Raw genomic sequence first — 14408 nt, 5'->3', positions numbered from 1 at the left:
AACAATTTTACAGCAGTAATTGGGTCAGCTTACCTTTACATTAAGCTGATACACTATTATAATTTATTAATAAGCTCATGATTGCCAGTCTAAAAAACTGGCAATTTGTTTAATATATAGAAATTTAATTTGTGGAGGAACAATGTCTTTAAGAGATGATTTAAAACAAAAAGTTTTGGTGTTCGACGGTTCAATGGGAAGGATGCTCTTTGAAAACGGGCTTGGGGTCGGAACCTGTCCCGAGGAATGGAATTTGTCACATCCAGAGATATTAAGGAAGATATACAAGGGCTATGTGGATGCCGGTTCGGATATTATCCAGACAAATACCTTTCAGTCCCACATTATAAAATTGGATGAATATGGCCTTAAGGACAAGCATTATGAGATAAATTATCAGGCTGCAAAGCTTGCAAAAGAGGTCGCCGGCGGTAAGTGTTATGTTGCCGCATCCATCGGACCTCTGGGAAAGTTGCTGGAGCCCTTTGGTGATCTGACTTTTGAAAAGGCATATGACACCTTTAAAGCTCAGATTATTGCTGTCGCGGATGGAGGTGCGGATATTATCAGTTTGGAAACCTTCACGGATATAAGCGAATTGAGGATTGCACTGCTTGCGGCAAAGGAAAATTGCAGCCTTCCTGTTATTTGTTCCGTTTCCTACGAACAGAACGGAAGGACCCTGATGGGGACCGAACCCGGCATATGTGCCGCAATACTGCATTCCATGGGAGCCGACTTGATAGGAACAAACTGTTCCTTCGGGCCTGAATATATGATCAGGATAGCAGAAAGCTATGGGAAAACGGGGCTCCCCTTCAGTGTGAAACCAAATGCCGGGCTGCCCGAAATAGTTGACGGCAAGCAGGTATTCAAGGAAACACCCGAAGGCTTTGCAGAGTTTGTACCAGAATTTTTGAGAAACGGTGCAAGACTGCTGGGCGGCTGCTGCGGTACAACTCCCCGGTATATAGCGGAGATTGCCAAACTGGTAAGGGAAACTGATGATGAAAATAAAGAAATTACAGGCATAAGGCCCGATGTGGATTATATCACCTCGGCTTCACAGAAGATATCCTTTGCAGCCATAGGTGCCGCCGGGCTGGGAAGGCTTGATGTGAATGCGGATGCGACATTAAGGGATTCTTTGAAGGATGGGGATATAGATGCCGTTACCGATGCAGCCATGGATCTTCTGGATGAAGACAGTGATATTATTATAGTAGATGCAGATCTGGAGAATTCAGAGGACTCACTGCTGCTGGCAAAGGTTGTCAAGGAAGCTCAAACCTATCTGAAACAGCCTTTTATCTTAAAATCCAACAACATAAAAGTGCTTGACGCCGCACTGAGAGTTTATAAGGGAAGAGCGGGATATATATCACATGCTCCTGAAGCGGCCGGAATGTTTGAAAAATATGGTGCTGTTGATTGCGGAGGCTTTTTGATCAATGAAAAATAGTTTAATTACATCACTTGTGGGCTACCTGATTGAAAAGGAATTTTTCAATTTGATAAGTCCTGAAACAGAGGGATTGGATTTCAGCAGTGGTACCACAAGCCTTATAAAGGATTTTCACGGTACTTCGGTGCTGCTGGAAATTATTGATGCAGACAGGATGGACAGCCGGCAGATAGCCATGTCCATGGAGCATGGAACTGCTCTCATCAATAATATCAATGGCAGGAATGCCACAGTGTTCAAGCTGTTCCTATTTGAAAGTCAGCCGGATACCGAAAGGCTTGATATCATATCGAAGGGACAGGCGGATATTACTGCAGAAAGAAAGTTCCTGAGGACATTTTCGGTAAATTGCTCGCAGGGTACTATTCAAAAGCATTTTACCGTACCGGCCTTTGATGCCCATATTGTCAGGACGGTAAAAAGATTTTTTGCAAAAAACCTTGATAAAAGCGGGACTACAGTTGAAGATATTCAAAGGCTTATTGAAAACAGGAAAAAAGATTATGAGATACAGCTAAAGGTAAAAAAGCCCTGGCTGACCTATGGGATAATAGTTATAAATATTGTTGTATGGCTGATAATCAAACTTATATCCATAAGGACCGGACAATCCTATTCCAATCTTCTGGTTCCTTTTGGAGCAAAAATCAATTCGTATATATTGCAGGGACAGTATTGGAGGTTTTTTACACCCATGTTTTTACACGCCGATGAAATCCATCTGGCTGTAAATTGTTATTCGTTGTTTATTGTTGGTTCACAGGTTGAGAAGCTTTTCGGGCGGGGACGCTTTGCATTTATATACCTGTTTTCGGGTATACTTGGCAATATTGTGAGCCTTGCCTTTTCAATAAATGTTGCTGTAGGAGCATCCGGAGCCATATTTGGCTTGATGGGTGCAATGCTGTTTTTTGCCTTAAAGCGTCCGTCCCTTTTAAAAAGCAGTTTTGGGGCAAACCTGATCACTACTGTAGTCATAAACCTTGCCTATGGCTTTATGAACAGCCGGATAGATAATAATGCTCATTTGGGTGGGTTTGCAGGCGGTTTTTTGACTACCGGCATAGTATATAATTCAAAGGAAGAAACCTCCAGGGACAGGCTTGTGAAAGTTGTGTCTCTTATAATGGCTGTAATTGTCACAATAGCAGCTACGCTGTACGGGTTTAACAATCAGAACAGCAAAATTGTTCTAATACTGACAGAAATGCAGACTTTCGAGACACAGGAAAATTGGGCCCAGGCTGAAAAGCTGGGAGAGGATATAATGGATTTAAGCCCCTCCAGCAAAAATATCCGTACAAGTGTGCTTTGGAGCATAACAAGAGCTGAAATAAATCAGCAAAAGTATCAAGAGGGAATACCGCATGCAGAGCAGCTTGTAAAAATAAGCCCTGTTGACGGTCACTTCCTGCTGGGATTTATATATTTTAATACCGCCCAGTATGACGCTGCCCGGGAACATCTTCAGAAGGCCAAGGAACTGGAGTCTCCATATATTGATACAATTAACCAGATGTTAACCAGGATTGAAGGAACGGCTAAGTAAATAATAATTATTAATTTAAACTGGCACAACAAGTTAATGTAATAAAATATATGGGGAATATTTCCACGAAACATATTGTCTGTAATATTTATTATACAATGTAGGTGGAAGCTTGGACTGGTTTTAAAACATCCATTTGGGTAAAAACACAAAAGTTAATAAGGAGGTTTGTTATGAAGAAATTTGTTAGCTTAGTATTGATTCTGTTTCTACTGGCCTCTGCAATCCCGTGTTTTGCGCAAGAAGTTGACTCAACAAATGTTCAGCTGATACCGTTGGTACCACCCACCACATTCTTCAGTTTTGCCTCGGATACCTTTCACAGCGGGCCTACTTTCACCGGCTTCGGCGGTACCGGCACTTTCAGCAGCAAAGCTGAAGTAGACCTGATGGTTGACTTGAATGATGATAATTATGGAGGTACGGTGACATTCTTATCTAATCTTAACTTGAAAGCCGAAGCATATGATTATCAAGTATACTATATCGGTTCCCAATACCTGCATGTATGGAAGGTTTATGCCGAAATGACATTTACACATGTCAACCCCGGTGTAATAAATGCAGATATCCTGGGTATCGGTTTCAAAGAGGGAGTATTGACCAGCTGGTCTCCAAACCCATACACACTGGGTGAGACCATGACCCTGCAGGATTCTCAGAGTGCAGATCAAAGCATATATATGAATTCACTTCCTCTGCTTAAGGGTATCGGAGTTCCCCAGGAGTATCTGGCCAATTCCAGGGACCTGGCATTTACATTTACAAATGTCCGCTCGGCCACAAGTAACGGCAATCCTAACAATCTGGTCAATATAAGCAAGGAAGGAATATTCAAGGATGATTGGAAGGCTGAAGGCAGTTTTTCAGCATCAGCGTCGCTTAAATAGCAATTGATAGGCTCAATTGTCGTGAATAAACCTGAAAAGCTTAATTAGTTAGGGCTTCCTGCCGCAAATGGATGTAAACTGCTGATCACTGAACTTCTCATGTATTCTTTAATAAAACATTCGTAACATATATTAAATAAAAAACTGCTTTTGGTAAACAGAAGCAGTTTTTTTATTTAACTATACAGCTATTACTTTATCATGCCTGCAAAGTATCTGTGAAAGCTCAGGTCGGCCGTCAGTTCGGGATGGAAGGACGTTGCCAGCATATGTCCCTGGCGGCAGGCTACAATGTGTTCATCCAGCTTTAATAATATTTCAACCTGGGGGGCAACGCTCACCACATAGGGTGCCCTGATGAAAACCAAAGGTATTTTGCCGGCAGACAGTCCGGGCAGATCCACACTGGTGGTGAAGCTGTCCAGCTGCCTTCCGTAGGCGTTTCTCATAACTTCTATATCCATTGCTTCAAGATATCTTCTCTCATCATTGGCAATGTTTTTGGCCAGAATTATCATGCCTGCACAGGTACCCCATACCGGCATTCTGCTTTCTATGCGGACTTTAAGCGGGCCGGTAAGCTCAAAGTCGGCCAGCAGCCTGCCGATGGCCGTGCTTTCGCCTCCTGGGATAATAAGTCCGTCTATGTATTCAATGTCACTTTTATATTTTACAAGGACAGGTTCTACATTCTCTACCCGGCCCAGCATGTCAAGATGTTCCTGAACCGCCCCCTGCAGGCCTAGTACTCCTATTTTTTTCATAAAAATTTCCTTTCGTGGGCAACATTGATTATATGTTTTAAAGAAAAATTCATTTTACAATCTTCCTTTTTACCAGCCTCTGGAGGCAAGGAGGCTGTTTCCCGACAACTCTCTCACATCTATGGAATCCATGGCAGTACCCAGCTCTTCAGATACTTCTGCAATAACGGCCGGATCGTTGAAATAGGTTGTAGCCTTAACTATGGCGCGGGCTCTCTTCTCCGGGTCGGAGGATTTAAAAATGCCCGACCCCACAAAAACGCCGTCACAGCCCAGCTGCATCATGAGAGCCGCGTCGGCAGGTGTAGCTATACCGCCGGCAGCAAAATTGATGACAGGAAGCTTGCCGTGCTCATGGACATAGATCACCAGATCGTAGGGTGCGCCCAATTCTTTTGCAATAGTCATAAGTTCCTGCTTTGAGGCGCTTTGCACCTTGCGCATTTCGGAAGTGACGGTCCGCATGTGTCTTACGGCTTCCACCACATTGCCTGTGCCGGCTTCACCTTTTGTTCTTATCATAGAGGCGCCTTCACCGATTCTTCTCAAGGCTTCGCCAAGATTTTTGGCGCCGCAGACAAAGGGGACTTTGAAGGCATGCTTATCTATATGGAAATCTTCATCGGCAGGAGTGAGAACTTCACTTTCATCTATATAGTCAATTGACAGGGATTCAAGTATCTGAGCCTCAACAAAATGACCTATGCGCACTTTGGCCATGACAGGGATGGACACCGCACTCTGTATTTCCCTGATCATTTTTGGATCGGACATTCTGGCAACTCCGCCCATTTTCCTGATGTCGGAGGGAACCCTTTCAAGGGCCATAACAGCAACCGCGCCTGCTTTTTGGGCTATCTCGGCTTCTTTTGCGTTTACAACGTCCATTATTACTCCGCCTTTAAGCATTTGTGCCAGGTTTTTGTTTAATTCATATCTTTCAGTCATTGCAACATTCTCCTTTACTTATTAAAGAATTTTTATTATACTAAATTGTATCGAAACAATTTAGGTAAATTCTATTTAAATTTTGTATATTCTTACATAATGGAACTGATAAGTCAATATATTTAATCAAATGGCGGAGGCAAAATGAGTATTGTAACGATACAATTTAATAATGATAAACAACCAAAGTATTTACAGCTATTCGAACATATAAAAAAATTGATAAGCGGAGGCCAATTGAACCCCGGAGAGAGGCTTCCAACCGTCCGGAATCTGTCCCGGAGCCTGAATGTAAACAATATTACAGTTGTAAATGCATACAAGCAGCTGGAAATCCATAAATACGTCACTGCCAAAAAGGGAAGCGGTTATTTTGTATCAAACATAAAAATGCAGAAGGAAGATACCCTTTCCTCCGGCGATCTTGGAATGTCAATTGCACCAGATACAATAAATTTTGCCAGTGCTACGCCGCATCCATCCATTTTTCCGGCAGAATCCTTCAAGGAATGCATAATCGAAGTTCTTGAAAGAGACAGGGGTTTTGCCTTCGGATATCAGGAGAGCAATGGGTTTATTCCTTTGAGAAACTCCATTCTTGAGTATCTCGCAAGGAAGTATAATATCAGAGCGGCAAATGAGGAAAATGTGCTGATAGTCTCGGGGGCACAGCAGGGAATTGACCTTGTGGGAAAGGCATTGTTAAATCCTGGAGATTATGTCGTTACTGAGAATCCCACTTACGACGGTGCCGTTGCCGTATTCAAATCAAGGGGCGCCCGTGTGGTGGGGGTCAACATGGAGGAGGATGGCATTGATTTGATTGATCTTGAGAAAAAGATCAGAATATGCAAGCCCAGGCTCATATACCTCATGACCTGTTACCAAAATCCCACAACAGTAAGCTACAGCCGCCAGAAATTGAACCAGGTCCTACAGTTGATCAGGAAGTATAATATTTATGCGGTTGAAGACGATTCCATGTCAGAACTTAATTTTGACAATGGGGAGTTGACGACATTAAAGTGCCTGGATAAAGAGAATACCTGCGTAATTTATTTGAAGAGCTTTTCCAAAATACTTATGCCGGGATTGAGAGCGGGGTGTATGATAATTCCCGATGTTTTGGTGAAGGATTTTACCAAAATCAAGCATAACACTGACCTATCGTCATCCGGTCTTATACAGAGGGCTTTGGATCTGTATTTCAGAACAGGAAAATGGGAGGAGCACCTCCAGTACATGAAAGAAATATACAGGGGAAAATATGAATTCATGCTGGCCCAGCTTGAGAGATTGGAGAAGCTGGGAGTTAAATATCACAGGCCTAACGGAGGGTTGTATTTCTGGATCAGCCTGCCAAAGAAGCTTTCAGCACAGGACATTTATAATGAATGCAGGGCAAACGGATTGGTGCTGATACCCTCGGGAGTTTTTTACGAACTGGATAATAAAAGTAAGGACAGAAGCCTCAGATTGAGCTTTGCATCCTCAAACATTGAAGAAATAAGGTGCGGTATGGCAATTTTGGAAAAGTGTCTGGATGATACAATACCTGCTGTTGACATTATGTAATTACGTGTAGAGTAATGGGGGGAATTTCTTCTTTAGAATCAGGTTCCCCTTATAATATTTTCTGAACAGGTTATGTGTAAGGCCATAATCAATTATAACTGGGGTTCCGTTAATAAAGCCCCAACTGGATGCACGCCGCAAATCTCCAGTACCCAGATCATTATTTTTTAAATCTGCATGGAGGTTATTTACTTTTAACAATGAATTAATATTATTAACTTTATAGTAGGAATAAACTGTTCTCATTTTCCTGATCCTTTTTGCACGGGCCATGACCAGAAGCCTGTTGTCCTCAGAAATATAGGGTATTTCGGCAAAAAGCCGGGAGTTACTGCTGCTATAAATATCGTATTCGGTTTTGTTTTGCTCTATACCACGGATATCTTTGGCCATTTTTACGACATACCCGTTATTCATGTTGAACACTCGCCTGCAGGAGCCCAAACCAATAAGTCTGTATTCACCGTTTTTAATTTTGTTTAGAATATCCTGATAATTATAATCCATATATCACACAACACATTTTAATCATACTACAGGATATTAGCCGAATGTCGGGTGTGTTACAATAAATAAAAACATATAAAAAAGCACATAAAAAGCATAGCTTTGGCCTTGACGAATATTTTCTGTTGATGTATGATAATTTATAAACTACAAAGTCGGTTTTATTGACTATGGACAATAAATCGGCGGGTAAATAAAATAATATTATAAATATGATGACTGGAAAGAGTAGAAGGCAATTGGCTTCAAAGAGAGTGAACATTTGGTGGGAGTTCACAGGTTCAAGCTTTTGAAAATCATCCATGAGTTGCAGCCTGAATGAAACGTAGGTAAGGTGTGCCGGTGACGAGCCGTTATAGAATGAAGTGATTATTGTCACGTTTTAATTTTTATGTCAGGATTATTAGTATGTGACAAAATAAATTGGGTGGTACCGCGAAAACAGCCTCGTCCCTTAAGAGCCAACTTTATTGGCTTTGGGAACGGGGCTTTATTATTGTCAGGAAACCAATTTGCTTCTGTTTGAACACCGAAGCATCAGCACGGTTAAATAAACTATGAAATCAATAATTAAATTTGGAGGTATTGTAAATGTCAGAAGATTACGGAAAGACCTTGAATTTGCCGCAGACAGACTTTCCAATGAGAGCAAATCTGCCGCAGAGAGAACCTGAATTCCTGAATAAATGGGAAGAGATGGATATTTATCATAAACAGCTTGAAAAGGCTAAGGGAAGACCTGCTTTTATATTGCATGACGGGCCGCCTTATGCAAACGGCGGAATCCATCTGGGTACTTCTTTAAATAAAATATTAAAGGATATTGTTGTTAAATACCACAGCATGGCAGGCTACTATACTCCGTATGTGCCGGGCTGGGATACACACGGACTTCCCATAGAGCAGAGAGCAATAAAGGAATTGGGTCTCAAGAGGCATGAGGTGGGCCCTGTGGTGTTCAGAGAAGCCTGCGAAGGGTTTGCAATGAAATACCTGGACATCCAGAGGAATGCCTTCAAACGCCTCGGAGTGAGAGCTGACTGGGAAAATCCATATATCACCTTAAAGCCTGAATTCGAAGCCAGACAGATAGAGGTTTTCGGAGAAATGTGCAAAAAAGGGCATATATACAAGGGGCTGAAGCCTGTTTACTGGTGCCCTGACTGCGAAACCGCCCTGGCAGAAGCCGAAATCGAATATGCCGACGACACGACCCTGTCAATATACGTTAAATTTCAGGTCAAGGATGATAAGGGACTGTTTGGCGGAGTGGCCGATAAGGACAAGATCAACTTTGTAATATGGACCACTACCACATGGACACTGCCTGCAAACCTTGCAATATGTCTGAATGAAAATTTTGAGTATTCCATAGTTAAAGCAAACGGCGAATATTACGTTTTTGCAACCGAACTGGTTGAAAATACCATGAAAGCGGCCGGCATAGCTGAATATGAGACTGTGGCCAAATACCGGGGTAAGGACCTCGAAGGAATAGTGTGCAAGCATCCTTTCCTGGACAGGGATTCACTGGTCATATTAGGTGACCACGTAACTCTTGAAGCCGGTACAGGCTGCGTTCACACAGCTCCGGGACACGGTGCCGAGGACTTTATCGTCTGTCAGAAATACAAGATACCCACAGTGGTGCCTGTTGACAGCAAAGGTTACCTGACAAAGGAAGCGGGACCGTTTGCAGGCTTGTATTATGAAAAGTCAAATTCCGCCATCATAGAGAGACTGACACAGGACGGAAGGCTTCTGGCCTCTGAAAAAATATCCCACCAGTACCCACACTGCTGGAGATGTAAAGAGCCCATCATCTTCCGTGCAACCGAACAGTGGTTTGCATCAATAGACAGCTTCAGGGACGATGCTCTTGAGGCCATAAAGACTGTCAAATGGGTTCCTGAATGGGGACAGGAAAGAATAACCAATATGGTTAAGGACAGAGGAGACTGGTGTATTTCAAGACAGAGAATCTGGGGAGTACCTATTCCCATATTCTACTGTAAAGACTGCGGCAAGGAATTGATAACCGACGAAAGTATCAAAGCTGTTGCTGATCTCTTCAGAGAAAAGGGGTCAAATGCATGGTATGCACTTGAGGCATCTGAAATTTTGCCGAAGGATACCAAATGCTCCTGCGGACATGGGGAGTTTACAAAAGAGACCGATATCATGGATGTTTGGTTCGACAGCGGCTCCAGCCACGCGGCAGTATTGGAGGAAAGAGATGAATTGGCATGGCCTGCAGACTTGTACCTGGAAGGCAGTGATCAGCACCGCGGCTGGTTCCAGTCATCATTGCTGACATCTGTGGCTACAAGAGGAGGCGCACCTTACAGGAAGGTTCTGACTCACGGCTATGTTATAGATGAAGAAAAGAGAAAGATGTCAAAATCACTGGGTAACGGTATCGACCCGGCTGATGTAATAAAGGAATACGGTGCCGACATATTAAGGCTTTGGGTTGCTTCCTCCGATTACACCACTGATATAAAGATATCAAAGGACTTGTTGAAGCAGCTCTCGGAAGTTTACAGGAAAATCAGGAATACTGCAAGATACATCCTGGGTAATATTAACGGCTTCAACCCGGACACCGACAGAGTTGACTACAGCGAGATGAACGAGCTTGACAGGTGGGCGCTGTACAAGATGTCAAACCTGATCAGAAAGGTTAACGATGCCTACAGCTCATATGAATTCCATATGATGTTCCATGCAATACACAATTTCTGTGTTGTTGACATGAGTAATTTCTATCTGGATATAATAAAGGACAGACTTTACACATCAAAGGCGGATTCAAAGGAAAGAAGAGCTGCGCAGACAGTAATGTACGAAATACTCCAGGCTCTGGTAAGGATGCTCACTCCCGTATTGGCATTCACAACAGAGGAAATATGGCAGTTTATGCCGCACAGAGCAGGTGATGATATTGAAAGCATTCAGTTCAACAGCTGGCCTGAAGTCAATGAAAAATATATAGATACTGCTTTGGCTGAAAAGTGGGATAGGATACTTGCCCTTCGTTCGGATGTTTCAAAGGCGCTTGAAGTCTCAAGGGCCAACAAGATAATCGGGCACTCCCTGAATGCCAAAGTGACAATATTTGCCGATGGAGCCGATTACGATTTCATAAAGAGCATCGAAGCCGACCTGGTAACAATATTCATAATTTCCGATGTCGAGCTCAAAAAGCTCCAGGAAGCACCTGCAGAGGTTCAGAACGGTGAAGAAATGCCAGGCATAAAAATTGCTGTAGAGCAGGCGACCGGGGAAAAATGTGAAAGATGCTGGATGTACAGTGAATATGTAGGCAAAGATGAAAAGCATCCCACACTTTGCAGGAGATGTTCGGAAGTAATTGATTAATGCATCAGATACAGGGCCGGGTATACCTGGCCCCGTACATATGGGACATGGAGTGTAAAATGATTAGACATACTATTAACTTAAAGGAAAGAAGCTATCCGATTTGTATAACAACAAATTTCGATGAATTGGGCAAAGCTGTTTTATCCTTGAGAACCGGTAAAAAAGTAATGATTGTCACCGACGAAAACGTGGACGGATTTCATTCGGAGGAATGTATCAGCAGACTTGAAGAAAGCGGGTTTGAAGTATACAAGCACGTGCTTGTTCCCGGCGAAGAGCACAAGACTATTGACGCCGTTTACGGAATATATAAAAAGCTGATAGAATACAAACTGGATAGAAGCAGCTCACTGGTTGCTTTGGGAGGGGGCGTGGTCGGAGATATATCAGGCTTTGCCGCCGCTACATACATGAGGGGCATCAATTTCATCCAGATTCCTACGACATTGCTGTCACAGGCCGACAGCAGTGTCGGGGGCAAGACCGGGGTCGATTTCGACGGACACAAAAATGCCGTTGGAGCTTTCTATCAGCCAAAGCTGGTATATATGAACGTCAATACCATAAAAACACTTCCGAAGCGTGAAGTTTCGGCAGGGCTGGCAGAGGTAATCAAACATGGTTTTATTATGGATGAAGAGTTCTGCGAATATCTGAACTATAACGCTCAAAAAATCTTTGCTTTTGACGAAAATGTCCTTCAGTTTCTGGCAAAAAGAAACGTGTCAATAAAAGGCAGTGTCGTTGAACAGGATGAGAAGGAGGACGACCTGAGAGCTGTTTTGAATTTAGGCCACACAATAGGTCACGCTATTGAAACTGCCCGGAATTTCGAACTTCTGCATGGTGAATGTGTTGCCATAGGTATGGTGGGAGCTTTCAAACTGTCAAGGTATATGGATATTCTGCCGGAGTCGGTTGTAGATCAGGTCAAGGCAATGCTTGTGAAGCTGGAACTTCCCGTATCGCTTCCGGGTATGGATGTTGACAGGGTTTTTGATCAGATATTCTATGATAAAAAGGTGAAGGACAACAAGCTGAAATTCATACTTCCGAGGAAAATAGGGGAAGTATTCCAGTGTACCATAGAGGATACCGGATTGCTGAAAAAAGTATTATTCGATCTTGCTAAATAAATATATATACACAAGTTGGAATTTTAAAACAGCCGGAAAAGTTTTCCGGTTGTTTTTTTGTTATGCATTAGTTATTTTTACCCAAGGTATAAATAAAGTAAAACTAAACAAACATAATGTTATAAGAAATGACAAAAGAAAGGAGTTAGTCTTGCAGATGTCAAACAATAATCAACTTCTCGATTCTTTGAATAAAAAAATCGACGAAATGTCCTTGAAAATGGAAAAAATGAAATTTGTTGATTATGTTTATTTTCTGGAGCATCCCAGGAAGATGCTATGGGCTAACTTTATAAGCGGAATGGCAAGGGGCTTTGGTATTGCAATAGGTTTTACACTTTTAGGCGCCGTGGCCATTTATGTACTGAATAAAATAGTTCAATATAATCTACCTTATATTGGAGAGTTTATAAGTGAAATTGTAAAGATAGTCCAAAGCAGTATGCGCAACGTCAGATAAAATATTAGGGAGGCGGCCATATGGAAAAATATAGATTGGACCAATTAAAGGGAAAACTTAAAGAACAGGAAAAGCAAATGATAAATACAATCAAAACAATGCATGAAAACGGTGATGCAGATATGAGCGAACATTATCCAACAGAGCTGTCCAATTACGACAATCATCCTGCAGACCACGGAACTGAGCTGTATATACTTGAGTTGAATATGGCACTGAAGGTTCATGAACAGACAAAGCTGAATGATATTCAAAAAGCGCTGAAAAAAATTGACAATGGCACCTATGGAATATGCGAGCATTGCCAAAGGGAGATAGATTTCGGAAGACTTAACGCAAAGCCCAGTGCAGGCCTGTGCTACGAATGTGAAATGAATCTTGAAGCTAAAGAAATAAATACTGCCGATCAGCAGTATGGTGAAATATTTGATTCTCCTTTCGGAAGAAAGTATCTTAATAAACAGGAGGATGATGAATTTGAGGGTATTGATATTCTGAACGATGTTTTGAAATACGGTTCATCGGATTCACCTCAGGATATGGGAGGATATGCCGATTTTGAAGAATATTATACAAATGAGCTGGACAACCAGGGGATTGTAGAGGAAATAGACAAGATTTCCAATCAGCAGTACAAGGACCAGCTTCCGTAATCTATAAAGTACGCGCCTGAAATCAGTGCATTTCATCATAAGTGATCCATCTATCTGCAATTTCAGGCGCGTACTTTTAAAGGATTTTGCTTCTATGGCTCAAAGCTGTTATAATGGTAATATTCCTAGAAAATTATACATATGAGGTACGGATGAAAGATTATAGCAAATACCTGATTATTAGTGATCTGGATGGTACACTGATTAATTCACAACATGTAATTTCAAAACAGAACCTGGCAGCAATCAATTATTTCACTGAACAAGGCGGGCGCTTTGCCATAGCCACCGGGAGAACAATTCAAAATACAAGACCCTTTATAAAGAACCTGGAACTCAATGGTCCATGCATTCTTTACAACGGCGCCGCTGTTTATGATTTCCATAGTGAGAGGATCCTCGGAGCGGAGTATCTTGAAAAGGAACTTCTGGTTGATTACATAAATTATTGTCTGGACACCTTTGATCAAATGGTGGTTGAAATATTTACTCCCGAGGGAATGTATACGGTTTCTCCTGAAAGCAATGTGGATGAATATGTGTTACGGGAAGAACAGCCGTTTATCAGCTCGGAATTAAAAGAGATGCTGAAAAACAATTGGTTTAAATTGATACTGAATGATAAGCGTGACAAACTTCTGGAAGCTAGAAGTGCTTTGGAAAAATTCGGGCTAAGTGTAAGTTTTGATAATGTTTTTTCTTTCGAATTTTATCTGGAAATTCTAAAGAAGGGTATTTCAAAGGGCTCGGCATTACATAGCATGAGAAAATTGGAGCATTTCAGGGACAAAACCATAATAGCAGTGGGAGATTATGATAATGATATTGAAATGATAAAGTTGGCTGATGTGGGGATAGCAGTGGAAAATGCCAGTGAAGACGTCAAAATGGTAGCTGATATGATTACTGTCAGTAATGACTGCCATGCCATTTATGAAATTATCCATAAAATAATTCCCGGATTATAATTTAGAATTGAATTAATAGGAATTTCATGTTAATATAAATTTGTTTGATTCAGATTGGTGATTCTTAATCATCACGTCTGTGATTGCTGATAAGATTAGGTGGCATTTT

At 41.9% G+C, this 14408-nt stretch carries 12 protein-coding genes and 1 other annotated feature; of the genes, 9 read left to right on the top strand and 3 right to left on the bottom strand.

Annotated elements, in window-relative coordinates; genetic code table 11:
- Positions 1-142: 142 nt before the first annotated feature.
- From CTER_RS05580 to CTER_RS05570, 3 genes are all read left to right on the top strand, one after another.
- Positions 143-1462, top strand: coding sequence for a homocysteine S-methyltransferase family protein (locus tag CTER_RS05580; protein WP_004624189.1), 1320 nt, complete (start codon positions 143-145; stop codon positions 1460-1462).
- A complete protein-coding gene (locus CTER_RS05575) occupies positions 1452-3014 on the top strand; it encodes a rhomboid family protein (protein WP_004624253.1) in 1563 nt (520 codons plus the stop codon). Before CTER_RS05580 ends, CTER_RS05575 begins: the two co-directional genes overlap by 11 nt.
- 173 nt (positions 3015-3187) lie before the next feature.
- Positions 3188-3904 (top strand): hypothetical protein, encoded by a 717-nt coding sequence (locus CTER_RS05570; RefSeq protein ID WP_004624179.1) that lies wholly within the window; start codon positions 3188-3190, stop codon positions 3902-3904.
- 191 nt (positions 3905-4095) lie between these two features.
- Here CTER_RS05570 and pdxT read toward each other — a convergent pair whose 3' ends face one another.
- On the bottom strand, positions 4096-4668 hold the full coding sequence (pdxT, locus tag CTER_RS05565) for a pyridoxal 5'-phosphate synthase glutaminase subunit PdxT (RefSeq protein ID WP_004624085.1): 573 nt from the start codon (positions 4666-4668) through the stop codon (positions 4096-4098).
- A gap of 69 nt (positions 4669-4737) precedes the next feature.
- Positions 4738-5616, bottom strand: a complete 879-nt coding sequence (gene pdxS / locus CTER_RS05560) for a pyridoxal 5'-phosphate synthase lyase subunit PdxS (RefSeq protein ID WP_004624153.1) — start codon at positions 5614-5616, stop codon at positions 4738-4740.
- Between the two features lie 144 nt (positions 5617-5760).
- Between pdxS and pdxR the strand changes: the two genes are divergently transcribed.
- Positions 5761-7191 (top strand): MocR-like pyridoxine biosynthesis transcription factor PdxR, encoded by a 1431-nt coding sequence (pdxR, locus tag CTER_RS05555; protein ID WP_004624188.1) that lies wholly within the window; start codon positions 5761-5763, stop codon positions 7189-7191.
- Here the strand turns inward: pdxR and CTER_RS05550 are convergent, their stop codons facing one another.
- Positions 7192-7698 (bottom strand): hypothetical protein, encoded by a 507-nt coding sequence (locus CTER_RS05550; RefSeq protein WP_004624056.1) that lies wholly within the window; start codon positions 7696-7698, stop codon positions 7192-7194.
- 206 nt (positions 7699-7904) lie between these two features.
- Positions 7905-8156, top strand: a binding site (T-box leader).
- Positions 8157-8289: 133 nt separating this feature from the next.
- Between CTER_RS05550 and ileS the strand changes: the two genes are divergently transcribed.
- From ileS to CTER_RS05525, 5 genes are all read left to right on the top strand, one after another.
- Positions 8290-11079: an isoleucine--tRNA ligase gene (ileS, locus tag CTER_RS05545; RefSeq protein ID WP_004624263.1), complete on the top strand. Its 2790-nt coding sequence runs from the start codon at positions 8290-8292 to the stop codon at positions 11077-11079.
- A 59-nt stretch (positions 11080-11138) separates the two neighbouring features.
- A complete protein-coding gene (gene aroB, locus CTER_RS05540) occupies positions 11139-12218 on the top strand; it encodes a 3-dehydroquinate synthase (protein WP_040760410.1) in 1080 nt (359 codons plus the stop codon).
- Positions 12219-12375: 157 nt separating this feature from the next.
- On the top strand, positions 12376-12678 hold the full coding sequence (locus tag CTER_RS05535) for a DUF5665 domain-containing protein (protein WP_004624084.1): 303 nt from the start codon (positions 12376-12378) through the stop codon (positions 12676-12678).
- A gap of 20 nt (positions 12679-12698) precedes the next feature.
- Positions 12699-13331 carry a TraR/DksA C4-type zinc finger protein gene (locus CTER_RS05530; RefSeq protein WP_004624281.1) on the top strand — a complete coding sequence of 211 codons (633 nt, stop codon included), beginning with the start codon at positions 12699-12701 and terminating at the stop codon, positions 13329-13331.
- A gap of 152 nt (positions 13332-13483) precedes the next feature.
- Complete coding sequence (locus CTER_RS05525) at positions 13484-14299, top strand: Cof-type HAD-IIB family hydrolase (protein ID WP_004624076.1); 816 nt, start codon at positions 13484-13486, stop codon at positions 14297-14299.
- Positions 14300-14408 lie beyond the last annotated feature (109 nt).

The sequence above is a fragment of the Ruminiclostridium cellobioparum subsp. termitidis CT1112 genome, assembly GCF_000350485.1.
GTDB classification, from domain to species: domain Bacteria; phylum Bacillota; class Clostridia; order Acetivibrionales; family DSM-1351; genus Ruminiclostridium; species Ruminiclostridium termitidis.
Note: the sequence above shows the minus strand (reverse complement) of the source record. Positions and strands in the feature narration are given on the sequence as shown.

What these genes read in the sequence shown, in the direction of transcription:
- CTER_RS05580 (WP_004624189.1), top strand. Translation starts at nt 143, where the DNA reads ATGTCTTTAAGAGATGATTTAAAACAAAAAGTTTTGGTGTTCGACGGT.
- CTER_RS05575 (WP_004624253.1), top strand. Translation starts at nt 1,452, where the DNA reads ATGAAAAATAGTTTAATTACATCACTTGTGGGCTACCTGATTGAAAAG.
- CTER_RS05570 (WP_004624179.1), top strand. Translation starts at nt 3,188, where the DNA reads ATGAAGAAATTTGTTAGCTTAGTATTGATTCTGTTTCTACTGGCCTCT.
- pdxT (WP_004624085.1), bottom strand. Translation starts at nt 4,668, where the DNA reads ATGAAAAAAATAGGAGTACTAGGCCTGCAGGGGGCGGTTCAGGAACAT.
- pdxS (WP_004624153.1), bottom strand. Translation starts at nt 5,616, where the DNA reads ATGACTGAAAGATATGAATTAAACAAAAACCTGGCACAAATGCTTAAA.
- pdxR (WP_004624188.1), top strand. Translation starts at nt 5,761, where the DNA reads ATGAGTATTGTAACGATACAATTTAATAATGATAAACAACCAAAGTAT.
- CTER_RS05550 (WP_004624056.1), bottom strand. Translation starts at nt 7,698, where the DNA reads ATGGATTATAATTATCAGGATATTCTAAACAAAATTAAAAACGGTGAA.
- ileS (WP_004624263.1), top strand. Translation starts at nt 8,290, where the DNA reads ATGTCAGAAGATTACGGAAAGACCTTGAATTTGCCGCAGACAGACTTT.
- aroB (WP_040760410.1), top strand. Translation starts at nt 11,139, where the DNA reads ATGATTAGACATACTATTAACTTAAAGGAAAGAAGCTATCCGATTTGT.
- CTER_RS05535 (WP_004624084.1), top strand. Translation starts at nt 12,376, where the DNA reads ATGTCAAACAATAATCAACTTCTCGATTCTTTGAATAAAAAAATCGAC.
- CTER_RS05530 (WP_004624281.1), top strand. Translation starts at nt 12,699, where the DNA reads ATGGAAAAATATAGATTGGACCAATTAAAGGGAAAACTTAAAGAACAG.
- CTER_RS05525 (WP_004624076.1), top strand. Translation starts at nt 13,484, where the DNA reads ATGAAAGATTATAGCAAATACCTGATTATTAGTGATCTGGATGGTACA.